This is a genomic window from Stenotrophomonas sp. 85239_Sma, assembly GCF_056481725.1.
This window is the reverse complement of the sequence record NZ_CM151163.1, coordinates 4,484,272-4,506,733: the sequence shown is the minus strand read 5'-3', so window position 1 is coordinate 4,506,733 and position 22,462 is coordinate 4,484,272. Positions and strand designations below refer to the sequence as shown.

Sequence of the window (22,462 nt, the reverse complement as noted above, 5' to 3'; positions counted from 1 at the left end):
CCAGGAATTGCCATGACCAAGAATGAACTGTTCGAACGCATCGTCAGCATCCTGACCGACAGCTTCGAGATCGAAACCGCCCGGATCACACCCGAGGCCCGCCTGTACGACGACCTGGACATCGACAGCATCGATGCGGTCGACCTGATCGTGCAGCTCAAGCCGCTGCTCGGCCGCAATCTGCAGCCGGAGGCGTTCAAGGCCGTGCGCACCGTGCAGGACATCGTCGATGTTGTGCATGGACTGCTGCCGGACCAGGCAGCCGCCTGACCGCAGCGCCGGCGGCTTCGCCATGGCTCGCGCACGTACCGTCGTGGTGGCAGCGATTTCGCTGGCTTACCCGCTGCTGGTGTACCTGGCGATGGGCCGTTTCGAGCCGCGCTGGCTGTCGCTGCTGCTGTTCACCCTGGCCCTGCTGCGTGCGCTGAGCACGCGCCAGCCGTTGTGGTGGGCCGCCGCCGCCGGCACCGGCCTGCTGGCAGTGCTGGCCACCGTGCTGAACCAGGCCCTGCCGCTGAAGCTGTACCCGGCGCTGGTCAACGCGGTGATGCTGGTGGTGTTCGGCACCAGCCTGCGCTTCGGGCCGCCGCTGGTGGAGCGCCTGGCGCGGCTGCAGGAGCCGGACCTGCCGCCGTTCGCGGTGGCCTATACCCGCCGCGTCACCCAGGTGTGGTGCGGCTTTTTCGTTCTCAACGGCAGCCTGGCCCTGCTGACCGCGCTGTACGCGTCGGACCGGGCCTGGATGCTCTACAACGGATTGTTGGCGTACGTGATGATGGGCGTGTTGTTCGCGGGTGAGTGGCTGGTACGGCGGCGGGTGAAGGCGGCGCACGCGCATGGCTGACTGGATTGCCCTGGACCGGTTGCTGCTGGAGGCACGGCCGCAGCGCAGCGTCGGCCTCTGCGACGGGGAGGTGGTTGACCACGCCGGCTTCCGCCAGCACGTACTGGCCTGGCGCGCCACCTTTGCGGCCGCCGAAGGCCGCGACTGGGCCCTGTACTTCGACGACGCCGTGGCCTTTGCCGCAGCGCTGTTCGGTGCCTGGCACGCCGGCAAGCGGGTGTTCCTGGCCGCCGACAACCTGCCGGCCACGCTGCAGGCGCTGCAGCCGCGGGTGAGCGGTTTCGCGGGCGATGTCTGCGCTGATTACCACCCGCTGGCGGTGCGGGACGCCGTGCTGGACGATGAACTGCAGGCGTTGGACGAGCGCGCCTGCGAACTGTGCGTGTTCACCTCCGGCAGCACCGGCCAGCCCAGTGCGATCGGCAAGCGCCTGGACCAACTGGCGCGCGAGGTGGAGGCATTGCAGGCCGCGTTCGGTGCGCAGATGGAGGGTGTGCAGGTCCATGGCACGGTGTCCCACCAGCACATCTACGGGCTGCTGTTCCGCGTGTTGTGGCCGCTGGCCGCCGGCCGCCTGATCCATCCGCGCCGGTTCTTCCACGAAGACCTGGTGGGCGCGCTGGCTGGTGCCGACACAGTGCTGGTGGCGACGCCGGCCCACCTCAAGCGTCTGCCTGAGCAGCTCGACTGGGCCAGCCTGCATGGCCGCCTGCGCGCGGTGTTCTCTTCCGGCGGCCCGCTGCCGGAAGACGCGGCGCGGCAGGTACGGCAGTGGCTGGGCGTGGCCCCAACCGAGGTCTATGGCAGCAGCGAGACTGGCGGCATCGCCTGGCGCCGCTGGGACACCGACCTGCCGCCATGGCAGCCGCTGCCGGGCGTGCAGTGGCGGATCGACGACGGCTGCCTGGCGGTGGCCTCGGCGCATCTGGAAACCCCCGACTGGTGGCGTACCCAGGACCGCGTTGAAGCGTTGGCCGATGGCCGCTTCCGCCTGCTGGGCCGCGCCGACCGCATCGTCAAGATCGAAGAACGCCGCGTGTCGCTGGATGCGCTGGAACGCGCGCTGCGCGAAGACGCCGAAGTGGATGACGCGCGCGTGCTGGTGCTGCCCGGGCAGCGCGAGCAACTGGCCGCGGTGGTGGTACCGGCTGACCCGACGCTGCTGGAGGGCGGTGATGCCGCGCGCCGCGCGCTGGGCCAGCGCCTCGGCGCGCGTCTGGCGCATGCGCATGACGCGGTGACCCGGCCGCGCCGTTGGCGCCTGGTGCCGTCGCTGCCGATCAACGCGCAGGGCAAGGTGACCCAGGCCGCCCTGGCAGCGCTGTTCCAACCGCTGATGCCGGTGCCGTCATGGGACCGCCGTGATGCCGCCAGTGCCACGCTGCGCATGACCCTGGACCCGGCGCTGCGGTCGTTCCAGGGCCACTTCACGCAGGCGGCGATCCTGCCCGGCGTGGCGCAGCTGGACTGGGCGGTGCGTTTCGGCCGCCAGGCGTTTGCGATGCCGGCGGCGTTCCTGCGCATGGACGCGGTGAAGTTCCAGCACGTGGCCCGCCCGGGCGATGAGCTGACCCTGCAGCTGGACTGGGATGCCGCACGCAACGTGCTGGCCTTCCGCTACACCTCCAGCCACGGCGTGCATGCCAGCGGCAAGGTGGTTTTCGCTGATGCGGACTGACCCGGCCGTTGCCGGTGCCGCGTTCGCGCCACTGGTGGTGATTCCCGTCTACGACCACGAGCACGCCATCGCGGCGGTGGTCGACGGCGTGCAGTCCGCCGGCCTGCCCTGCCTGCTGGTCGACGATGGTTCGCGGGCCTCCTGCGCGGCGGTGCTGCGTTCGCTGGCACAGCGCCAAGGGGTCGACCTGCTGCGCCTGGACATCAACCAGGGCAAAGGTGGGGCGATGCTGGCCGGCTTTGCCGAGGCCGGTGCGCGTGGCTACAGCCACGTGCTGCAGATCGATGCCGACGGCCAGCACGACACCGGCGACCTGCCGCGCTTCATCGAGGCGGCGCAGGCGCAGCCGGATGCGGTGATCTGCGGCATTCCGGCCTACGATGCCAGTGTTCCGAAGGCGCGTCTGTACGGCCGCTACGCGACCCATATCTGGGTCTGGATCAACACGCTGTCGCTGCACCTGCGCGACACCATGTGCGGCTTCCGCGTGTATCCGCTGCCGCCGGTACTGCTCCTGATCGGTGAAGAGACCATTGGCCGGCGCATGGATTTCGATACCGAAGTGATGGTGCGCCTGTATTGGCGGCAACTGCCGGTCGAGCATCTGGCCACGCGCGTGACCTATCCATCCGATGGCGTGTCGCACTTCGATGTGTGGCGTGACAACGTGCGCATCAGCCGGATGCATACCCGCCTGTTCTTCGGCATGCTCTGGCGCGCACCGAGCCTGCTGTGGCGCCGCCTGCGGGGGCAGCGCTGAGATGGCGGCCGCGCAGGGTGCCCCGCACTGGGCCGACATCGGCGAATCCACCTCGGTGGCCGGCGTGCTGTTCCTGTGCTGGGTGCACCGCTGGTTCGGGCGCTGGCCGTTCCGCCTGTGCGTGTGGCCGGTGGTGGCCTGCCATTGGCTGGGCAACCGCGTTGGACGCCAGGCCTCGATGCAGTACCTGCAGCGTCTGCAGGCGCACAGTGGCGCGCTCGGCCGCACGCCGACCCGGCGTGACAGCCTGCGCCACTTCTTCGCGTTTGCCGACACGATGCTGGACAAGATCCTCGGGCTGGGCGGGCGTTATCCGGCCGGACGCATCCACCTGCATCGCGACCTGGTGCTGGAAAAGATCGCGCGCCGCGAAGGCGGGCTGATCCTCACCGCGCACATCGGCTGCCTGGAACTGTGCCAGGTGCTGGCCGAACAGGTGCCGGGGTTCCGCATCACCGTGCTGGTGCATACCGCGCACGCGCAGCGCTTCAACCGGCTGCTGCAGCGGCTGGACCCGCTGGCGGCGGTGGAACTGGTGCAGGTGACCGAAATGGGGCCGGCCACTGCGGTGATGCTGGCCGAGCGCGTGGCGGCGGGTGGCTTCGTCGCCATCGTCGGCGACCGTACGCCGGTACAGGGCGGCCGCAGCGTCACCGCTGAATTCCTTGGCCACCGCGCGCCGTTCCCGATCGGCGCCTATGTGCTCGCGGCCGCGCTCGGTTGCCCGGTCTACACCATGGCCTGCCTGCACCAGGGCGAGGGCTATCGCGTGGCATTTGAACAGTTCGCCGAGCGCATCGTGCTGCCGCGTGGCTCGCGCGACGCCGCACTGGCCGAACAGGCACAGCGCTTCGCGCGCTGGCTGGAACTCCAGGTCATCCAGTCCCCGTTGGACTGGTTCAATTTCTTCCCCTTCTGGGATCAGGCTCCGCATGACGACTGACGCCGTACCCGTGTGCCGCTTTGGCGATGCACCGTTGACCATTGAAGACGTGGTTGCCCTGGCCCAGCGCCAGTGCGAGGCCGCACTGAGCGACGCGCCGGCGTTCCGCGCGCACATCCAGCGCGGTGCCGATTTCCTCGACCGCCTGCTGCGCGAGGACGGCGTGATCTACGGTGTGACCACCGGCTACGGCGACTCGTGCACGGTGAACATCCCGCCGGCGCTGGTGGCGGAACTGCCGCACCACCTGTACACCTACCACGGCTGCGGCCTGGGCCGTTACCTGGACCCGGTCGAGACCCGCGCCGTGCTGGCCGCGCGCCTGGCGTCGCTGGTGCGCGGCATGTCCGGTGTCAGCGTGCCGCTGCTGGAAGGCTTGGCCACGCTGCTGCAGCACGACGTGCTGCCGATGATTCCGGCCGAAGGCTCGGTGGGTGCCAGCGGTGACCTGACGCCACTTTCATACGTGGCGGCGGTGCTGTGCGGTGAGCGCGAGGTGCTGCACGACGGTCGCGTGCAGCCGGCGGCGGAGGTCCTGGCGAAGATCGGCATGACCCCGCTGAAGCTGCGGCCGAAGGAAGGCCTGGCGATCATGAACGGCACCGCAGTGATGACCGGCCTGGCCTGCCTGGCCTGGCAGCGCGCCGATTACCTGGCGCGCATGGCGACACGCCTGACCGCGTTCAACGTGCTGGCCAGCGACGGCAACGCGCACCACTTCGACGAGACCCTGTTCGCGGCCAAGCCGCACCCGGGCCAGGGCCGCATCGCCGCGCGCCTGCGCAGCGACCTGCACAGCGAACGCCCGCCGCGCAATGAACAGCGCCTGCAGGACCGCTATTCGCTGCGCTGCGCACCGCATGTGATCGGCGTGCTGGAGGACAGCCTGCCGTTCCTGCGCCAGCTGATCGAAACCGAACTGAACAGCGCCAACGACAACCCGCTGATCGATGCCGACGGCGAGCGCATCCTGCATGGCGGCCACTTCTACGGCGGCCACATCGCGCTGGCGATGGACACCCTGAAGAACACCGTGGCCAACGTTGCCGATCTGCTCGACCGGCAGCTGGCACTGGTGGTTGATGCTCGCTACAACCACGGCCTGCCGGCCAACCTGTCGGCGGCCACCGGCCCGCGCGCAGCCATCAACCATGGCCTGAAGGCGCTGCAGATCAGTGTTTCGGCCTGGACTGCCGAAGCGCTCAAGCAGACCATGCCGGCCAGTGTGTTCTCGCGTTCCACCGAGTGCCACAACCAGGACAAGGTCAGCATGGGCACCATCGCCGCGCGCGACTGCCTGCGCGTGATCGAGCTGACTGAACAGGTGGTGGCCGCGACGCTGATCGCCGCCCGCCAGGGCCTGGCGCTGCGCGAACGGGTTGGCCTGAACGCGCAGCTGCATGGCAGTCTGGCCGACATGTACGCCGACCTCGGGCAGCGCATCGCCCTGGTTGAAGAAGACCGCGCGCTGGATCGCGAACTGCGGGAGCTGCTGGTGGAGATCCGCGCGCAACGTTGGGAGCTGTATGCCGGTGAATGAGGCCATCGAACGGGTCGGCGAGATTGCGCTGACCCCCGCCTTCCATGACTGCGATCCGATGAACGTGGTCTGGCATGGCAACTACTTCAAGTACTTGGAGATCGCGCGCTGCGCGCTGCTCGGGCGCTACGACTACGACTACCCGCAGATGCTCGAATCGGGCTACCTGTGGCCGGTGGTCGATGCCCGGGTGAAGTACGTGCGCCCGCTGCTGTTCAACCAGGCGCTGCGCGTGATCGCGCGCATCGTGGAATGGGAGAACCGGCTGAAGATCGAGTACGAAATCGTCGATGCGCAGAGCGGCCAGGTGCTGACCCGCGCGATGACCATCCAGGTCGCGGTGGACGCGGCCAGCAAGGAAATGCTGTACCAGTGCCCGCCGGTACTGTGGGAACGCCTGGGAGTGCCTGCGCCGTGAACATGCTTGCCCGTCTTCCGAGCGTGCTGCTGTGCGCGCTGATGTTCGTTGCCGCACCGCAGGTGCAGGCGGCCGACCCCGCCATCGATGCGATCACCCAGGCGGTGGCGCGGCCGGACGTGCTGCGCGGCCAGTTCAGCCAGGAAAAGCAGGTCAGCGGCTTCAAGAACCCGTTGCGCTCGCAGGGCCGGTTCGTGGTCGCGCGCCAGCACGGCGTGATCTGGTCCACGCTCAAGCCGTTCCCCTCCGAGGTGGTGGTCACCGCCGACCGCATCCTCAGCCGCCAGCGCGATGGCAGCACCCGCGTCGAGCTCGATGCGCGGCAGCAGCCGGCGATGCGTTCGGTGAACGCGATCATGTTCGCGCTGATGAGCGGGGACGTGCAGGCGCTGTCCAGCCAGTTCAATGTGGCGGCCAGCCGTGAAGGGCAGGGCTGGCGGCTGCGCCTGACGCCGAAGTCGGCGATGCTGGCCAAGGCTTTCGAATCGCTGACCCTGCAGGGCGACCGCTACGTGCGCCAGGTCGAGATCGTGGAGGCCAACAAGGACCGCACGCAGATCCAGTTCAGCGCATTGAGCGAGGCGCCGGCCACGCTCGATGCGGACGAGGCGCGCCGCTTTGAGTGAGGCCGTGGCATCGAATGCACCGGACCGGTTGCGGCGCTGGTGGCACTGGCTGGGCATCGCCTGGCTGGTGCTGCTGCTGGTGCTGGGCGCACAGCAGTGGCAGCTGTGGAGCCAGCAATCGCGGATCGACACCGACATCCTCGCGCTGTTGCCGCAGGATGCGCATGACCGCCTGCTGAGCGACGTCACCCGGCGCATCGCAGATGGCAGCTCGCGGCAGGTGGTGGTGCTGCTCGGCAGCAAGGACGGCGCCGCCGCCAAGCGTGCGCAGGCCGCCTTTGCCGCGGCCATGGCCAAGGACGCCGACCACGCCTTGCTGGTGCCCAGCGGTTCGATCGAAGGCTGGTTCGATGAGGCGCGCGCGTTCTACGCGCCGTACCGCGACCGCCTGCTGACCCCAGCCCAGCGCGAGCAGCTGCAGGTCAGCGAGCCGGCCGCGTTGGCCGAGCAGGCCTTGGCCGCGCTGTACGGCCCGATGGGCGCCCCGCGCCTGACCGACTGGCGGCAAGACCCGTTGTCGCTGTGGCCGCAATGGTGGCAGCAGCAGGCACAGGGTTCAGGATTGCGGCTGGGGGACGACGGCCTGCTCGAGGCCGAAGGCAAGCATTGGGCCGCGCTGCAGTTCGATACGCCGGGTTCGGCGTTCCAGCTCGATGGTGAGCGCCATCTCGATGGCCTGCTGGAGCGCGCCGGGCAGGCCGCCAGGGCGGCGGCGCCCGAGCTGGAAATCCTGCATGCCGGCGTGCCGCTGCACGCCGAGGCGGCTGCGGTGCAGGCCAACCAGGAGATCAACACCATCGGCTGGGGCTCGCTGGCCGCGGTGCTGCTGCTGGTATGGCTGGCGTTCCGCTCGCTGCGGCCGATCCTGCTGGTCGCCGCATCGTTGCTGATTGGCTGTGGCGTGGCGCTGGCGGTGACGGTGCTGGTGTTCGGCAAGGTGCACGTGCTCACCCTCGTGTTCGGTGCCTCGCTGGTGGGCGTGGCCGAGGATTACGGCATCCACTGGTTTGCCTCGCGCCAGGCCGAGCCGGCCGATCGCCGCTGGAAACTGCTGCGTCACCTGTTGCCGGGCCTGTGGCTGGCCCTGCTGACCAGCGCGCTGGCCTACGTGGCACTGGGCCTGGCGCCGTTCCCGGGCCTGCGCCAGATGGCGCTGTTCTCGGTGGTCGGCCTGGCTGCCGCCTTCCTTACCGTGATCTTCTGGTTCCCGTGGCTGGATGGCGGCGAGATCCGCCAGACCCGTTTCTCGCAGTGGCTGGGCAACACGCTGGAGCGCTTCCCGCGCCTGCATGGCCGCCGCAGGGTGACGATGTTCCTGGTGATCACGCTGGCGCTGTCTGCCATCGGTATTGCCCGCCTGCAGAGCAATGACGACCTGCGCAGCCTGCAGTCCTCGCCGCCGGCATTGATGGCCCAGCAGATCCGCCTGAGCCAGCTGCTGGGCATGCCCAGCCCGGCGCAGTTCTACCTGGTGCAGGGCAGTGACGCCGCACAGCTGCTGCAGCGTGAGGAAGCGCTGACTGAACGCCTGCGTGTATTGGCCAATGAGAAGCGCATTGGTGGCTACCGCGCGATCAGCGACTGGTTGCCGTCGCCGGCGCGCCAGCAGGCCGACGCCGCGCTGACCGCGAAGGTGGAACCGGGCGTGCTGGATGCGGTGTCCGATGCGGTCGGCGAACCCCTGCCGCGCCCGGACTTCGCCGCCACGCCGCTGACTGCCGAGGCGTTCCTGGCCTCGCCGGCCTCGCAGCCGTTCCGTCACCTGTGGGTAGGCAAGGTCGGTGGGCAGATGATCAGCGTGGTGATGGTCGATGACCTGTCGCGCGCCGATGCGCTGGCCACCCTGCGTGGGGCGGCCGAGGGCCTGGCGGGTGTGCGCTGGGTGGACCGCACCGCCGACTTCTCGCAGCTGCTGGGCCACTACCGCAAGCTGATGGGTGGGCTGCTGCTGGTCGGCATCGTGCTGGTGTTCGGTGCGCTGTGGCTGCGTTACCGCCACCAGGCCTGGCGCGTGTTCGCCCCGACCCTGGTTGCCGGCGCGCTGACCCTGGGCCTGCTGGGCCTGTTCGGCCAGCCGCTGCAACTGTTCAACGTGCTGGCACTGATGCTGCTGCTGGGCATGGGCATCGACTACGGCATCTTCCTGATCGAGCACCGCGGCGATGCCAGCGCGTGGCTGGCGGTGTGCGTGGGTGCCGCCAGTACCTGGCTGTCGTTCGGCCTGCTGGGACTGTCGCAGACGCCGGCGCTGCGCGCGTTCGGCCTGACCCTGCTGTTCGGCATTGGCCTGGTCTGGCTGATCTCGCCGTTGTTCCGGCCGCCGCCGCACGATCTGCCGCCGGCCTGAGCCGGTTCTCCGACTTCCTTACTTTCCACTTGATCGAGCAACAAGGACGCACCGATGAATACTGCTGTGGATGCTGTCGAACGTACTGAAATCCTGATCATCGGCGCCGGCCCGGCCGGCTCCGTGGCCGCGGCGATGCTGCGCCAGCAGGGCCGCCAGGTGCTGATGCTGGAGCGCCAGCAGTTCCCGCGCTTCTCCATCGGTGAAAGCCTGCTTCCGCAAAGCATGGAATACATCGAAGCCGCCGGGCTGTTGCAGGACGTGGTCGAAGCAGGTTTCCAGCACAAGAACGGCGCTGCCTTCGTGCATGGCGAGGCGCGCACCGCGTTCGACTTCAGGAAGAAGTTCTCGCCAGGCTGGGGCACCACCTACCAGGTGCAGCGCGCCGACTTCGACAACGTGCTGGCGCGCGGCGCCGAGCGCATGGGCACCACGCTGCGCTTCGGCGATGAAGTGCTTGCGGTCGAGCCGGGCGAGCAACCGGCGGTGACCGTGCGTCGCCCGGACGGCAGCGAGTACCGCATCGAGGCCGATTTCATCCTGGATGCGTCCGGTTTCGCGCGCCTGCTGCCGCGCCTGCTGCAGCTGGAATCGCCGTCCAATTTCCCGGTGCGTGGCGCGATCTTCTGCCACGTGCGCGACAACATTCCGGCTGAAGCGGACTTCGACCGCAACAAGATCCTGATCACCACCCATCCCGAGCACATCGACGTCTGGTACTGGACGATCCCGTTCTCCAACGGCTGCTGCTCGCTGGGCGTGGTTGCCGAACCGTCGTTCTTCGAACGCTACGAGGGCGACGACCTGCAGAAGCTGCAGGCCATCGTTGGCGAGGACCCCAACCTGACCCGCCTGCTGGCCAATGCCGAATGGGCGGTGCTGCCGGTACGCCGCATCACCGGCTACTCGGCCAATGTCAGCTCGCTGTGGGGCCCGGGCTACGCCCTGCTGGGCAATGCCGGCGAGTTCCTCGACCCGGTGTTCTCCTCCGGCGTCACCATCGCCTTCAAGTCGGCGCAGTTGGCCAGCGAATGCCTGGCGCGCCGTTATGCCGGTGAAACCGTCGACTGGGAAGCCGAGTTCTCGATCCCGCTGCGTGCCGGTGTGAAGACCTTCCGCCGCTTCGTCGAAAGCTGGTACGAAGGCGGGTTCCAGAAGATCATCTACCACCCGCAGCAACAGCCCGAAGTACGCGACATGATCAGTTCCATCCTGGCCGGCTACGCCTGGGACACCAACAATCCGTATGTGGCCGACGAAAGCGGCCGCCGCATGCGCGTGCTGGAGCAGCTGTGCAGCGCGTGATCGCCCGTACCGTGGCCGTGCTGTTGTGCCTGCTGCTGGCGGCCTGTGCCGGCCGCATGCCGAAGCCGCAGGTGGAACTGCCGCCGCTGCGCCTGTCGCCGGCCAGCCTGCCGTCGCCGTTGGCGCTGCAGCAACAGCTGCATTTCCGTTTCGGCAGCCATGAGCGCGACCTCGACGCCTTGCTGGAAGCCGACGCGCAGCAGGTGCGGCTGGCGGTGCAGGCGATGGGGCAGACCGGCGTGCGCCTGCAGTGGGACGGCCAGCAACTGACCCAGCAGCGCGCGCCGTGGCTGCCGCCACAGGTGCGTGCCGAACGTGTGCTGGATGACCTGCAGTTCGCGCTGTGGCCGACCGCGGCCATTGCCGCCGCGTTGCCGGCCGGCTGGAATGTCAGCGATGACGGTCATCAGCGCAGCCTGTCGCGCGACGGCACGGTGTGGCTGCAGCTGCAGCGCCTGGACGATGGCAGCGTGCAGCTGGACAACCGCGCCGAAGGCTACGCCCTGCGCATCGAGTCGATCGACATGGCCGGGCAGGACCCATGAGTGCACCGATCTACCTGAATGATCTGGGCGTGGTCTGTGCGCTCGGCGATGGCCGTGCCGCTGTGACGTCGGCACTGTTCGCCGACGCGCCGGGCGGGCTCAGTGACAACGACAGCCTGTTGCCGGGACGTACCCTGGCGCTGGGAGAAGTCCGCACGCCGCTGCCGACGCTGGATGACCTGCCGGTGGCCCTGCGCGGGCGCAACAACGCCCTGCTGGACGTGGCACTGGCGCAGATCGCACCGGCAGTGGCCGCCGCGATTGCCCGCCATGGCGCCGAGCGCGTGGCGGTGGTGCTGGGTACCAGCACCTCCGGCATCGGTGAATCCGAGCAGGCCCTGCGCAGCCACGCCGAACAGGGCCAGTGGCCGCAGGGCTTCGACTACGCCCAGCAGGAAATGGGCACTGCCGCGCAGTTCGTGCGCCAGCGCAGTGGCGCGCAGGGGCCGGCATGGACCCTGTCCACCGCCTGTTCGTCCAGCGCCAAGGCGCTGATGTCGGCCGCGCGCATGCTGCGCGCCGGCATCGTCGATGCGGTGATCGCCGGGGGCGCCGATTCGCTGTGCCGTTTCACCGTGGCCGGCTTCAGCGCGCTGGAATCGGTATCGGCATTGCGCTGCAATCCGTTCTCGCAGCATCGCGCCGGCATCAACATCGGCGAGGGGGCGGCGTTGTTCCTGCTCACCCGCGAGCCCGGCCCGGTATGCCTGGCCGGGTGGGGCGAGTCGGCCGATGCGCACCACATGTCGGCCCCCGATCCGCAGGGGCTGGGCGCCATCGATGCCCTGCAGCAGGCGCTGCTGCGTGCCGGCTGGGCGGCCGACGAAGTGGACTACGTGAACCTGCATGGCACCGCCACCGGCCACAACGATGCGATGGAAAGCCTGGCGGTCTCGCAGGTGCTGGGCAACAGCGTGCCGGCCAGTTCGACCAAGCCATTGACCGGCCATACGCTGGGCGCCTCGGGTGCGATCGAGGCGGCACTATGCTGGATCCTGCTGGCCGAGAACCCACAGCAGCTGCTGCCGCCCCACTGGTGGGACGGCGTGGCCGATCCCGCATTGCCGGTGCTGCCGCTGGTCGTGCCGGGCTCCCGCCTGGCGCACCCCCCGCGGCGGGTGCTGAGCAATTCGTTCGCCTTCGGCGGCAGCAATGCCGTGCTGGCGCTGGAGCGCCGATGAACACGCTGTACGCGATCGAAGACGTGGTCCCGCACCGCCAGGACATGTGCCTGCTGGAGCGCATCACGCGGTGGGACCAGGACGCCATCGAGGCCGAACTGGTGGTGCCCGAGGCCGGCCTGTTCGTGGAGAACGGCGAGGTGCCGGCGTGGGTCGGCATCGAATACATGGCGCAGGCCATCGCGGCCTGGGCCGGCTGCCGAGCGCGTGCGGCCGGCAAGCCACCGCAGCTCGGCTTCCTGCTCGGCAGCCGGCGCTACAGCAGCCGCTGCAGCGGTTTTCCCAGTGGCACCCGGCTGCGCGTACAGGCGCGCTGCGAGCTGTTGGGTGACAATGGATTGGGGATGTTCGCCTGCCGCATCCTGGCGGGCGAGGACGAATGGGCGACAGCCAACGTATCGGTATTCGAACCGGCCGATGCGATGGCCTATCTGGAGAGTGGACAGGCATGACAGGGAATCGAAGCGTGCTGGTGACCGGCGCCAGCCGGGGTATCGGCCGGGCCATCGCGCTGCGCATCGCGCGTGATGGCTTCGACGTGGTGGTGCACTGCCGCAGCCGCGTGGAAGAGGCACAGGCCGTGGTGGCCGAGATCCAGGCCCTGGGCCGGCAGGCCCGCGTGCTGGCGTTCGACGTAGCCGACCGCGAGGCCGCACGCGCTGCGCTGGAGGCCGATGTCGAAGCACACGGCGCGTACTACGGCGTGGTCTGCAATGCCGGCATCGCCCGCGATGGCGCCTTCCCGGCGCTGTCGGCGGAGGATTGGGACCAGGTCATCCACACCAACCTGGATGGCTTCTACAACGTGCTGCATCCGCTGATCATGCCGATGGTGCGGCGGCGCAAGCCGGGCCGCATCGTCACCCTGTCGTCGGTGTCCGGGCTGGCCGGCAACCGCGGCCAGGTCAACTACAGCGCGGCCAAGGCCGGCATCATCGGTGCCACCAAGGCACTGGCGCTGGAACTGGCCAGCCGCCAGATCACCGTCAACTGCGTGGCCCCGGGCCTGATCGAGACCGAAATGCTCAACGATGAAGTGATCGAACATGCGCTCAAGCTGATTCCCGCCGGCCGTGTCGGTCGGCCGGAGGAAGTGGCAGCCACGGTTGCCTTCCTGCTGTCCGAACCGGCCGGCTACATCACCCGCCAGGTGATCTCGGTGAACGGGGGCATGCTCTGATGGCCGCCGATCGTCGCGTGGTGGTTACCGGTGCCGCCGCCATCAGTCCGCTCGGCCACGACTGGCCCACCATCGAGGCGCACCTGCGCAGCTGCCGCAATGCCGTGCGCACGATGCCCGAATGGGACGTCTATGCCGGGCTGAACACCAAGCTGGCCGCGCCGGCGCAGGACTTCGAGCTGCCCCCGAACTACAACCGCAAGACCACCCGCTCGATGGGCAAGGTCGCGATCATGTCGGTGCGCGCCACCGAGGTGGCGCTGCGCGAAGCCGGCCTGCACGAGCACCCGGTACTGCGCAGCGGCCGCACCGGCGTGGCCTACGGCTCGTCCTCGGGCAGCCATGAGGCTACCGGCGAATTCGGTCGCATGCTCAACGAATTCACCACCGACGGCATCAGCGCCACCACCTACCTGAAGATGATGAGCCACACGGCGCCGGTCAACATCGGCGTGTTCTTCGGGTTGTCCGGGCGCGTCTACACCACCTCCAGTGCCTGCACTTCCGGCAGCCAGGGCGTGGGCGCGGCCTATGAAGCGATCCGCAGTGGCAAGCAGACGGTGATGGTGGCCGGCGGCGCCGAGCAGCTCGATGCCACCGCAGCGGCGGTGTTCGACACGTTGTTCGCCACCAGCGTGCGCAATGACGCACCGCAGACCACCCCGCGCCCGTTCGATGCCGGTCGTGACGGCCTGGTGCTGGGCGAGGGCGCCTGCACATTGATCCTGGAAGACCTGGAGCACGCGCAGGCACGCGGCGCCACCATCCTTGCCGAGGTGGTCGGCTACGGCACCAACAGCGATGGCCAGCACGTCACCCAGCCCAGCGCCGACACCATGGCCCAGGCCATGCGCCTGGCGCTGGAGGATGCCGGCCTGGAGCCGGCGCAGATCGACTACGTCAACGCGCACGGCACTGCCACCGACCACGGTGACATCGCCGAAACCCAGGCGACCGCGCAGGTGTTCGGCAGCCGCGTGCCGATCAGCTCGCTGAAGAGCTACGTCGGCCACATGCTGGGTGCCTGTGGTGCGTTCGAGGCCTGGCTGAGCATCGAGATGATGCGCGCCGGCTGGTTCGCGCCGACCCTGAACCTGGCCGAGGTCGATCCGCGCTGTGGCCAGCTCGACTTCATCACCGGACAGGGCCGCGAACTGCAGGCCGAGTACGTGATGAGCAACAACTTCGCCTTCGGCGGCATCAACACCTCGCTGGTGTTCCGCCGATGGCGCGAGTGATCCACCGCCGCTGATCCCACCCACCGCACTGTTTCCGCTACCCACCCGCACCTTCGACAAGGAGATGTTCCGATGCGCCGCACTCTCATGATCGCCACCGCCACCGCGCTGCTGGCCCTGTCCTCCACCGCTTCTGCCCGCGATACCCGCGTGGAGCAGTCCCTGCAGGAACTGGTCAATTCGCAGGCCGCCAAGGACGCCGGCATCGACGGCAGCGTCCGCTTCTACCTGGCCGGCCAGCCGGTCAGCGTGCAGCAGCGCCTGGGCGAGGACGTGACCAACAAGAAGACCAACGCCGCCAACAAGAGCGATGCCGAGGCCTGCCGCTGGGTCGCACTGTCGGCGCTGCGCGCATTGCAGGACGGTGCCAAGTCGCGCGGCGCCAACGCCGTGGTCGACATCGTCAGCTACTACAAGAAGAACGAGTTCAAGAGCAGCACCAACTACGAGTGCTACGCCGGCGCCATCCTGGCCGGCGTTGCGCTGAAGGGCACCTACGCCAAGGTCAAGTAAGCGCCCGTGCGGCGGCGGTGCTGGCTGAACGCCGCCGCCACATTGCTGAACCCCGCTGGGGAAACGCCGTCGATCACGCCGCCATCGTCGGCTGACGGCTTTCCCCGGTGTCGGCTTTCCGACACAATCATGGCTCTTCCCGGGTTATCGTCCCGCGGACATGCACGCCTACGTCTATAAAAGCCAACTCAAGCCGGACACCTACGTCTACGTTCCCCGACGCGATGATTTCAGCACGCTGCCCGCGCCGCTGCTCACCTCGCTGGGGTCGCTCACCTTCGTCCTGGAGGTGGCCCTGGATGCCCAGCGCCGCCTGGCCCAGGCCGATCCTGAAAAGGTCCGCAGCGAAATGAGCGAACGTGGGTTCTACCTGCAGGTGCCGCCGTCGGTGGCAAGCCTGATGCCGCGGCACTATGACTGACGCCTCCCGTCCACGCGTCCTGTCGATCGCGTTCGCCGTGGGTGCCGTGCTGGCGCTGGGCGCCGCCGTGGGCGGCGTCCCGGGTGCCATCCTTGCCGCGCTGGCGCAGCCAGCGTTCGCGCTGGGTGTGTCGTGGTGGCGTCGCAGCCGCGCGCTGCTGCCGCTGAAGGTGGTCGCACGCCAGGACCTGCCCGCGCTGCTGGCGCTGTGGACCGCCGCACCGCTGCTGCTGGCGCTGCTGCTGGCCTGGCCACTGGCGGCGCTGCGCGACAGCGGCAGCCTGGCGGCGGTGCTGGGCCTGAGCGTACTGGTCAGTGCCGGCCTGCTGGCGGCCTGGCGCACCTGGCCGTTGTGGAATGACGTTGAACGCCTCGATGGCAGCCTGGCCCAGCACTGGCAGGCGCTGGCCGGGCGCGACCTGACCGCTTGGCGTGGTCTCGGTGTCGCGGCGCTGGTGATCGCGCTGGCCGCGCTGGTGGTGCTGCCGGCCTGGCCGGGCCTGTTGCCGGAAAGCGCGCGCTGGCCCGCCGCACTGGCGGTCGTGCTGCTGTCGCCTGTGCTGCACCTGTTGCTGCAGCGGGTCGCGCCGGCGCCGCTGGTGTCGCTGCGCCCCAGCTCATTGGCAGCGGCCAGCAGTGAACACGAACCGATGTTCCCCGCTGCGGCCGAAACCGCGCCGCTGGAGGCCATGGCGCCACAGGAACTGACACCGGCATTGTATGAAGCCGCCCGCCATGGCCGCATCGACCGCGCCCTGCAGCTGCTGCAGGCCGGTGCCGATCCCTATGCGCTGCCGGACCCGAACTGGCGCGACCAGCGCAGCCTGGCGGTACTGGCCGCAGTGCTGCCGGACCTGCGCCTGCTGCGCGAATTGATTGCCCGCGGTGTCGATGTGAATGGTCCGCACCGGGGCATGACCCCGCTGCTGGCCGCGACCCGCGACAGCTGGCATGGCCGCCCCGAAGCGGTGATGACCCTGCTCGCCAACGGCGCCGATTCGCGCGCGACCGACAGCGACGGCAACACCCCCCTGCACCATGCAGCCCGCAGTTCCGACCCGGGCGTGGCCGCGCTGCTGCGCGATGCCGCCGCCGAAGTCGATGCGCTGAACCGCGATGGCTGGTCGCCGCTGGCGGTGGCCTGCCAGGTGGGCAACTGGCGCCTGGCGCGCTTCCTGCTCGAACGGGGTGCACGCAGTGAACCGGCCGAAGGCACGCCGGTGCTGCTGGCCGCCGCCGCCACCGAAGACGACGATCCGGCCGGTGTGCAGCTGCTGCTCAAGCACAAGGCACGGGCCGACGCGCGTGATCGCCAGCGTCGCAGTGCGCTGCACGAGGCGGCGCTGGCCGGCCACGTGGAGATCATCGGCGTGCTGCTGGGCGCCGGTGCCAATCTGGAGGCGCGCGATGCACTGGGTCGCACGCCGTGGCTGGAAGCGGCCCGTGCCGGCCGAGCCGCGGTGGTCGAGCACCTGTTGCCGCACAAGCCGGACCTGGCCGCGGTCGACGGCGAAGGCCGCAATGCGGTGCAGCTGGCGGCCATGGCCGAGGATGTCTCACCGCTGCTGATCAAGCGCCTGGTCGAGCTGGGCATCGCCGCCGATGCCGCCGATCCGCTCGGTCGCCGCGCGGTGGACTATGCCGCCGAAGCCGGCCGCTGGGCGATCGTCGCCCTGCTGGACCCGTCCTATCCCTTGCCGGCCGCCGTCAGTGATGGCCTGGCCGAACGCGGCGAAGCGGCCAGCGCCAGCGGCCTGCTGCCGGACCGCCCGCCGCTGACCCTGCTGCGCGAGGCACTTGGCTTCGGCAACACCGAAGGCATGGCCGCGCTGGCCAAGCTGTGCCAGCCGGAGGAACTGGGTGGCCTGCTGCTCGATCCGGAGCTGGCGCTGGAACCGCGTGCGGTCGACTGGCTGCTGGCCCACGGCGCCGATCCCTACGTGCGCGATGCCTGCGCCGACACGCCGATGTTCGCGCTGCTGTCGCGCGGCATCGATGCGGTGCCCGCGCTGCAGGTGATGCTGCAGCGTGGCCTGTCGCCGGCCGGCCGCGGCGGCCTGGCGCGGTTCCTGGCCGCCTGCGCGCAGCACGACCAGGCCGCGCGTGGCCTGGAACAGCTGGCGCTGGAACTGCTGGAGCGTGGCGCCGATCCGTTCGCCGCGTCGCCGGCCGGTGACCCGCCGTTGTCGCTGGCGGTGCGCCTGGGCTGGCTGCGCCTGCAGCTGGCCCTGCTCAAGGCCGGTGTCGATCGCGAAGCGCGCGACAGCCATGGCATGACCGCACTGCACCTGGCCACCGCGCTGGCCCGCGAAGGTGCGCTGAAGCTGCTGGTGCAGCACGGCGCCTCGCCGGAAGCACGCGCCGCCGATGGCCAGACGCCGCTGGGCGTCGCACTGTCGATTGGTCGCCGTGACCTGGCCGACTGGCTCGACTGGCGGGTGTGGCCGCTGCCGCGCCGTACCCTGCGCGAGGCCGATCTGCCGGCTGCCGCGATGGCCGGTGATGTGGACGCGGTGCGCCGCCTGATCGATCTGGGATTTGCCGTCGACGCGGTCGACGCACAGGGCTGCACCGCGCTGCTGCGTGCGGCCGGTGGCGGCCACCTGGCGGTGACCGACCTGCTGCTGGCGCGCGGCGCCGATCCGCAGCACGCCGCTGCCAGTGGTGCGACGCCGTTGTCGGCGGCGGTCAGCATGCGCCAGGTGGATATCGTTTCGGCCCTGCTCGATGCCGGCGCCAAGCTGGAGCACCGCCTGCCGGGCGGCGTGACCGTGCTGATGCTGGCCTCGGCGCTGGGCCTGCCGGACATCGTCGCGCGCCTGCTCACCGCCGGTGCCGACGTGCATGCCGGTGATGCGCAGCAGCTGGGGCCGCTGCACTGTGCTGCGCTGTATGGCTTCAGTGCCCGCGACCGTTCGCGCCTGCTGGCCCTGCTCGACACCCTGCTGCTGGCCGGGGCCGAACCGGACCAGGCCGCGGCCGGTTCGGTCACGCCGCTGCTGCTGCTGCTGGGCGCCCGTGCCGAGCCGGGCACCGCCTGCGACGAGCAGGTGGTGATGGCGGCGGTAGAGCGCCTGCTGGATGAGGACGTCAGCCTGGACGTGCGCGATCCGCGCGGCTTCGGCCCGCTGCATCTGGCCGCGCTGCATGGCCTGCCGCTGCTGGTGCAGCGCCTGCTGCGCGCCGGCGCCGATCCGGAAGTGCGCGACAGCCTCAACCGCAGCCCGCGCGAGATCGCGGTGATGCGTGGTTTCATCGACGTTGCTGGCGAGTTCGAACCGCGCGTGCCGGGCGTTTCGTCGATGGCGCGGTTCCTGCGCGACAACGGCTGATCCCTGGAAATGGTGCCGGCCAGCGGCCGGCACTACCGCAATCTGTGGTGGGTGCCGACCGTTGGTCGGCACGCCTACTTGTCGTCGCTCTCCGCGTCGGCCTCGAACAGGTGCATCAGGTCGTTGCGTGCATCGCGCGAGGTCTGGATCACCGCGGCCTCGTCGTCGTAGACCAGGTACTGGTCGCGCAGCAGCTGCTCGTCGTGCTCACGGAAGCGCTGCACGTGGCGTTCGGCCACTTCAGGTGCAACACCCAATGCAGTCAGCACGCGCCCGCTCATTTCCAGGCTGGTGCCGAACACTTCGCGGAACGGTTCGGCCGACATGTCCATCAGGCGCCACGCGTGCTGGCGGTTGCGCGCGCGCGCCAGCACCTTTGCGTCCGGGTACAGCCGGCGCACCATGCGCACTGCGCGAAGGTTGGTTTCCGGGTCATCCACAGTGATCACGAACACATCGATGTGCTCGCCGCCTGCTGCGCGCAGCATCTCCGGCCGGGTCGGGTCGCCGTAGTACAGCTGGTTGCCAAAGCGGCGCAGGTCGGCCACGGTGTCCGGGTTCGCCTCCAGCGCTACGAACGGCACCTTCTGCGCGGTCAGCAGGCGCGCGATCACCTGGCCGAAGCGGCCCATGCCGGCGATCAGCACCTTGGGCCGGTTGTCCGGCGCCACCCTGTCCGCCTCGGCGGCCTGGTGCGGCACCGCCTTCTCCCGGCCGAGCAGCTTGAGCAGTGCGATCATCAGCAGCGGTGTGATCGCCATCGACAGGCCGACGATCGCCACCAGCCGGTCATGGTTGGCGTTGCCCAGCAGGTGCGCGCGCTGTGCTTCGTTGAACACCACGAAGGCGAACTCGCCACCCAGCCACAGCACGCTGCCCAGCAGCAGCGACTGCCGTGACCCTAGCTTTGCAATGCGGCCAATCACGTACAGCAGGCTGAACTTGACCACCAGCAGGATCGCCACGCCGGCCGCGATCAGCCAGGGCTCGGCCGCGATGCGGTCGAGGTCGATGCCCATGCCCACCGCGATGAAGAACAGGCCCAGCAGCAGGCCCTTGAACGGCTCGATCTGCGCCTCCAGTTCGTGCCGGAACTCCGAATCGGACAGCAGCACGCCGGCCAGGAACGCGCCGAGGCTGGGGCTGAGGCCGGCCTCCTGCATGAACCAGGCGGTGCCCAGCACCACCAGCAGCGCGGTAGCGGTGAATACCTCCGGGCTGCGGGTGCGCGCGATGATGCTGAACACCTTGCGCAGCACCGGCCGCCCGCACAGGATCACCACGGCCAGCGCGCCGAGCGCCACGGCGGCGTCTTCCCAGCGCAAGGTCTCGTTCTTTACCCCGCCCAGCAGCGGGATGGCCGCCAGCAGCGGGATCGCGATCAGGTCCTGGAACAGCAGGATGGCGAAGCCCAGCCGGCCATGGTCGCTGTTGATCGCCTTGTGCTCGGACAGCAGCTGCAGGCCGACTGCGGTGGACGACAGCGCCAGTGCCACGCCCACCACCAGCGCGCTCTTCCACTGGAAATGGTCGAGCAGCAGCAGGCCGCCCAGCACCAGCCCGGACAGTGCCACCTGCGCCGCACCGGCACCGAACACCGAGCGCCGCATCACCTTCAGGCGTGCTGGTGACAGCTCCAGGCCGATCACGAACAGCAGCATCACCACGCCGATCTCGGCGGCGCCAAGGATGCGGTCGGCATCCTGCACGAAGCCCAGCCCGTCCGGGCCGAGCACCACGCCGGCCGCCAGGTAGCCCAGCACTGCGCCGAAGCCGAACTTCTTGAACACCGGCACGGCGATGACCGCCGCCAGCAGCAGCACCAGGGCCAGTTCCAGACCACCGCTATGCATGGGAGTACCTGGTCATCGGGGGAGCCCGCTGTGCGTCCGTTCGGGTGGGGGAGGGCGTGGCGAACGCCACGCCACCATTATGCGCGCCGGTCTGTGTATGCACGAGAGCAACCGGCCGGGCCGGATCTCGGCGCAGGGCTGCCGGGTTGACCTGCATGGCCCACCGGTCCAGACTGCCCGCCGCTGGCGGCGCGTCCGTCGGCACACGCATCCCGGAGTCCCCAACCCATGTCCAGCGACAGTAGAAGTCGACCTCGTTCGACGCCAGCGATGGCCACCGCCTGACATCGGGACGGTTTGCCTGCGTTGGCGTTGCGCGAGGTCGCACCCCACAAGGCAAAACCGATGAACCAGAAGCAACTGCTGCGCCCGGTGGCCGATGCCGCCGCACTGGCCGCACCGCTGGCGAACTACAACACCGCCGACGCGGTGGAATTCCTCAACACGCTGGAACTGACCCGCGCCGCGGAAACGCTGGCCGCGCTCCCGTTGCCGCGTGCAGTGAAGATGCTTGAAGCGCCGGAGCTGCACCGCAGCGGCGAGCTGGTGGCCGCGCTGCCGCCGGCGCGGGCTGCGGCTCTGCTGGGCCTGATGGCCGACGACCGCGCCACCGACATCGTCCACGAGCTGGACGAGGACGAACGCGCGCGGCTGATCCCACTGCTGGGCACCGATGCCCGCCAGGCCATCCAGAAGCTGCTCAGCTACCCGCCGAACACTGCCGGTGCGCTGATGACCACCGAGTACGTGGCGGTGCCCGCCAGCTGGACCGTGGCGCAGACCCTGCAGCACATCCGCCAGGTCGAGCGCACCCGCGAGACGGTGTACGCGATCTACGTGCTGGAGCCGGCCAGCCAGCAGCTGCAGCAGGTTGTGACCATGCGCCGGCTGATCACCGGCCTGCCCGAGGAGTCGATCCTGGACGTGGCCCAGGTCAATCCGCCGGTAACGGTGGACGCGCTGATGGACCAGGAAGAAGTGGCGCGGCTGATCCGCCGCCACGACCTGCTGGCGATCCCGGTGGTCGACGTGCAGCAGCAGATGCTCGGCATCGTTACCGTGGACGACGTGCTCGATGCTCTGATCGAAGAATCCACCGAGGACGCGCACAAGTTCGGCGGCATGGAAGCACTGGACAAGCCGTACATGCAGATCGGCTTCTTCGAGATGCTGCGCAAGCGCGCCGGCTGGCTGAGCGTGCTGTTCCTGGGCGAGATGCTGACCGCCAGCGCGATGCAGCACTACGAGGACGAACTGGCGCGTGCGGTGGTGCTGACCCTGTTCATCCCACTGATCATGAGTTCGGGCGGCAACTCCGGTTCGCAGGCCACCTCGTTGCTGATCCGCAGCCTGGCGCTGCGTGAACTGCGCCTGCGCGACTGGTGGAAGGTGGCCCTGCGCGAAGTGCCGACCGGCATGGTGCTGGGCGCCATCCTCGGCTGCCTGGCCATCGTGCGCATCGTGATCTGGCAGCTGGGTGGCCTGCATGACTACGGCGAGCACTGGATCCTGCTGGCGATCACCATCGGCGCGGCCCTGGTCGGCATCGTCACCTTCGGTTCGCTGTCCGGCTCGATGCTGCCCTTCATCCTCAAGCGGCTTGGTTTCGACCCGGCCAGCGCCTCGGCCCCGTTCGTGGCCACCCTGGTGGACGTTACCGGGCTGGTGATCTATTTCAGCATCGCCGCGATGATCCTGCACGGCACGCTGCTGTAACAAAAAGGGGACGGAGGGGATTA

General features: G+C 69.2%; 20 protein-coding genes. 19 read left to right on the top strand and 1 reads right to left on the bottom strand.

Annotated elements, in window-relative coordinates:
• The first annotated feature begins 12 nt into the window (after window positions 1-12).
• The 18 genes from ACYKG1_RS20935 to ACYKG1_RS20850 all read left to right on the top strand — a co-directional run bounded on the left by ACYKG1_RS20935 (window position 13) and on the right by ACYKG1_RS20850 (window position 18,870).
• Window positions 13-270 carry an acyl carrier protein gene (locus ACYKG1_RS20935; RefSeq protein ID WP_005411609.1) on the top strand — a complete coding sequence of 86 codons (258 nt, stop codon included), beginning with the start codon at window positions 13-15 and terminating at the stop codon, window positions 268-270.
• Window positions 271-292: 22 nt separating this feature from the next.
• On the top strand, window positions 293-844 hold the full coding sequence (locus ACYKG1_RS20930; RefSeq protein WP_478471300.1) for a COG4648 family protein: 552 nt from the start codon (window positions 293-295) through the stop codon (window positions 842-844).
• Window positions 837-2,522 carry an ApeI family dehydratase gene (locus ACYKG1_RS20925; protein ID WP_478471298.1) on the top strand — a complete coding sequence of 562 codons (1,686 nt, stop codon included), beginning with the start codon at window positions 837-839 and terminating at the stop codon, window positions 2,520-2,522. The genes ACYKG1_RS20930 and ACYKG1_RS20925 overlap by 8 nt, the downstream gene beginning before the upstream one ends.
• Entirely contained in the window at window positions 2,512-3,282 is a 771-nt protein-coding gene (locus ACYKG1_RS20920) for a glycosyltransferase family 2 protein (RefSeq protein WP_478471297.1), read from the top strand. Before ACYKG1_RS20925 ends, ACYKG1_RS20920 begins: the two co-directional genes overlap by 11 nt.
• 1 nt (window position 3,283) lies before the next feature.
• Window positions 3,284-4,225 carry an LpxL/LpxP family acyltransferase gene (locus ACYKG1_RS20915; protein ID WP_100474695.1) on the top strand — a complete coding sequence of 314 codons (942 nt, stop codon included), beginning with the start codon at window positions 3,284-3,286 and terminating at the stop codon, window positions 4,223-4,225.
• Window positions 4,215-5,765, top strand: a complete 1,551-nt coding sequence (locus tag ACYKG1_RS20910; protein WP_478471295.1) for an HAL/PAL/TAL family ammonia-lyase — start codon at window positions 4,215-4,217, stop codon at window positions 5,763-5,765. Before ACYKG1_RS20915 ends, ACYKG1_RS20910 begins: the two co-directional genes overlap by 11 nt.
• Window positions 5,752-6,183, top strand: coding sequence for an acyl-CoA thioesterase (locus tag ACYKG1_RS20905; protein ID WP_478471294.1), 432 nt, complete (start codon window positions 5,752-5,754; stop codon window positions 6,181-6,183). The genes ACYKG1_RS20910 and ACYKG1_RS20905 overlap by 14 nt, the downstream gene beginning before the upstream one ends.
• A gap of 2 nt (window positions 6,184-6,185) precedes the next feature.
• Entirely contained in the window at window positions 6,186-6,809 is a 624-nt protein-coding gene (locus ACYKG1_RS20900; RefSeq protein WP_478472779.1) for a LolA family protein, read from the top strand.
• Window positions 6,781-9,156 (top strand): MMPL family transporter, encoded by a 2,376-nt coding sequence (locus tag ACYKG1_RS20895; protein WP_478471292.1) that lies wholly within the window; start codon window positions 6,781-6,783, stop codon window positions 9,154-9,156. Before ACYKG1_RS20900 ends, ACYKG1_RS20895 begins: the two co-directional genes overlap by 29 nt.
• Window positions 9,157-9,210: 54 nt before the next feature.
• A complete protein-coding gene (locus ACYKG1_RS20890) occupies window positions 9,211-10,461 on the top strand; it encodes an NAD(P)/FAD-dependent oxidoreductase (protein ID WP_032129172.1) in 1,251 nt (416 codons plus the stop codon).
• Window positions 10,449-11,006: a DUF3261 domain-containing protein gene (locus ACYKG1_RS20885; protein WP_315973590.1), complete on the top strand. Its 558-nt coding sequence runs from the start codon at window positions 10,449-10,451 to the stop codon at window positions 11,004-11,006. Before ACYKG1_RS20890 ends, ACYKG1_RS20885 begins: the two co-directional genes overlap by 13 nt.
• Complete coding sequence (locus ACYKG1_RS20880) at window positions 11,003-12,187, top strand: beta-ketoacyl-ACP synthase (RefSeq protein ID WP_478471291.1); 1,185 nt, start codon at window positions 11,003-11,005, stop codon at window positions 12,185-12,187. Before ACYKG1_RS20885 ends, ACYKG1_RS20880 begins: the two co-directional genes overlap by 4 nt.
• A complete protein-coding gene (locus ACYKG1_RS20875) occupies window positions 12,184-12,639 on the top strand; it encodes a hotdog family protein (protein ID WP_100474678.1) in 456 nt (151 codons plus the stop codon). Before ACYKG1_RS20880 ends, ACYKG1_RS20875 begins: the two co-directional genes overlap by 4 nt.
• Window positions 12,636-13,367: a 3-ketoacyl-ACP reductase FabG2 gene (locus ACYKG1_RS20870; RefSeq protein ID WP_100474675.1), complete on the top strand. Its 732-nt coding sequence runs from the start codon at window positions 12,636-12,638 to the stop codon at window positions 13,365-13,367. The genes ACYKG1_RS20875 and ACYKG1_RS20870 overlap by 4 nt, the downstream gene beginning before the upstream one ends.
• Window positions 13,367-14,605 (top strand): beta-ketoacyl-ACP synthase, encoded by a 1,239-nt coding sequence (locus ACYKG1_RS20865; RefSeq protein WP_100474672.1) that lies wholly within the window; start codon window positions 13,367-13,369, stop codon window positions 14,603-14,605. The genes ACYKG1_RS20870 and ACYKG1_RS20865 overlap by 1 nt, the downstream gene beginning before the upstream one ends.
• A 72-nt stretch (window positions 14,606-14,677) precedes the next feature.
• Complete coding sequence (locus tag ACYKG1_RS20860; protein ID WP_100474669.1) at window positions 14,678-15,118, top strand: excinuclease ATPase subunit; 441 nt, start codon at window positions 14,678-14,680, stop codon at window positions 15,116-15,118.
• Window positions 15,119-15,278: 160 nt separating this feature from the next.
• The gene (locus ACYKG1_RS20855; protein WP_100474666.1) at window positions 15,279-15,539 is read left to right on the top strand and encodes a YcgL domain-containing protein; all 261 of its coding nucleotides are present in this window, start codon (window positions 15,279-15,281) and stop codon (window positions 15,537-15,539) included.
• Complete coding sequence (locus ACYKG1_RS20850; RefSeq protein WP_478471288.1) at window positions 15,532-18,870, top strand: ankyrin repeat domain-containing protein; 3,339 nt, start codon at window positions 15,532-15,534, stop codon at window positions 18,868-18,870. The genes ACYKG1_RS20855 and ACYKG1_RS20850 overlap by 8 nt, the downstream gene beginning before the upstream one ends.
• 74 nt (window positions 18,871-18,944) lie before the next feature.
• On the opposite strand, the gene ACYKG1_RS20845 is transcribed toward ACYKG1_RS20850, so the two are convergent.
• Window positions 18,945-20,723: a monovalent cation:proton antiporter-2 (CPA2) family protein gene (locus tag ACYKG1_RS20845; RefSeq protein WP_478471287.1), complete on the bottom strand. Its 1,779-nt coding sequence runs from the start codon at window positions 20,721-20,723 to the stop codon at window positions 18,945-18,947.
• Between the two features lie 345 nt (window positions 20,724-21,068).
• Between ACYKG1_RS20845 and mgtE the strand changes: the two genes are divergently transcribed.
• Window positions 21,069-22,439, top strand: a complete 1,371-nt coding sequence (mgtE, locus tag ACYKG1_RS20840; RefSeq protein WP_478471286.1) for a magnesium transporter — start codon at window positions 21,069-21,071, stop codon at window positions 22,437-22,439.
• Window positions 22,440-22,462: the final 23 nt, after the last annotated feature.

Bases quoted from the DNA above. Each gene is read 5' to 3' on its own strand.
- ACYKG1_RS20915 (WP_100474695.1), top strand. From the start codon at position 3,284: ATGGCGGCCGCGCAGGGTGCCCCGCACTGGGCCGACATCGGCGAATCC.
- mgtE (WP_478471286.1), top strand. From the start codon at position 21,069: ATGAACCAGAAGCAACTGCTGCGCCCGGTGGCCGATGCCGCCGCACTG.
- ACYKG1_RS20930 (WP_478471300.1), top strand. From the start codon at position 293: ATGGCTCGCGCACGTACCGTCGTGGTGGCAGCGATTTCGCTGGCTTAC.
- ACYKG1_RS20920 (WP_478471297.1), top strand. From the start codon at position 2,512: ATGCGGACTGACCCGGCCGTTGCCGGTGCCGCGTTCGCGCCACTGGTG.
- ACYKG1_RS20880 (WP_478471291.1), top strand. From the start codon at position 11,003: ATGAGTGCACCGATCTACCTGAATGATCTGGGCGTGGTCTGTGCGCTC.
- ACYKG1_RS20900 (WP_478472779.1), top strand. From the start codon at position 6,186: ATGCTTGCCCGTCTTCCGAGCGTGCTGCTGTGCGCGCTGATGTTCGTT.
- ACYKG1_RS20845 (WP_478471287.1), bottom strand. From the start codon at position 20,723: ATGCATAGCGGTGGTCTGGAACTGGCCCTGGTGCTGCTGCTGGCGGCG.
- ACYKG1_RS20910 (WP_478471295.1), top strand. From the start codon at position 4,215: ATGACGACTGACGCCGTACCCGTGTGCCGCTTTGGCGATGCACCGTTG.
- ACYKG1_RS20925 (WP_478471298.1), top strand. From the start codon at position 837: ATGGCTGACTGGATTGCCCTGGACCGGTTGCTGCTGGAGGCACGGCCG.
- ACYKG1_RS20855 (WP_100474666.1), top strand. From the start codon at position 15,279: ATGCACGCCTACGTCTATAAAAGCCAACTCAAGCCGGACACCTACGTC.
- ACYKG1_RS20870 (WP_100474675.1), top strand. From the start codon at position 12,636: ATGACAGGGAATCGAAGCGTGCTGGTGACCGGCGCCAGCCGGGGTATC.
- ACYKG1_RS20935 (WP_005411609.1), top strand. From the start codon at position 13: ATGACCAAGAATGAACTGTTCGAACGCATCGTCAGCATCCTGACCGAC.
- ACYKG1_RS20850 (WP_478471288.1), top strand. From the start codon at position 15,532: ATGACTGACGCCTCCCGTCCACGCGTCCTGTCGATCGCGTTCGCCGTG.
- ACYKG1_RS20865 (WP_100474672.1), top strand. From the start codon at position 13,367: ATGGCCGCCGATCGTCGCGTGGTGGTTACCGGTGCCGCCGCCATCAGT.
- ACYKG1_RS20875 (WP_100474678.1), top strand. From the start codon at position 12,184: ATGAACACGCTGTACGCGATCGAAGACGTGGTCCCGCACCGCCAGGAC.
- ACYKG1_RS20890 (WP_032129172.1), top strand. From the start codon at position 9,211: ATGAATACTGCTGTGGATGCTGTCGAACGTACTGAAATCCTGATCATC.
- ACYKG1_RS20905 (WP_478471294.1), top strand. From the start codon at position 5,752: ATGCCGGTGAATGAGGCCATCGAACGGGTCGGCGAGATTGCGCTGACC.
- ACYKG1_RS20895 (WP_478471292.1), top strand. From the start codon at position 6,781: ATGCGGACGAGGCGCGCCGCTTTGAGTGAGGCCGTGGCATCGAATGCA.
- ACYKG1_RS20860 (WP_100474669.1), top strand. From the start codon at position 14,678: ATGCGCCGCACTCTCATGATCGCCACCGCCACCGCGCTGCTGGCCCTG.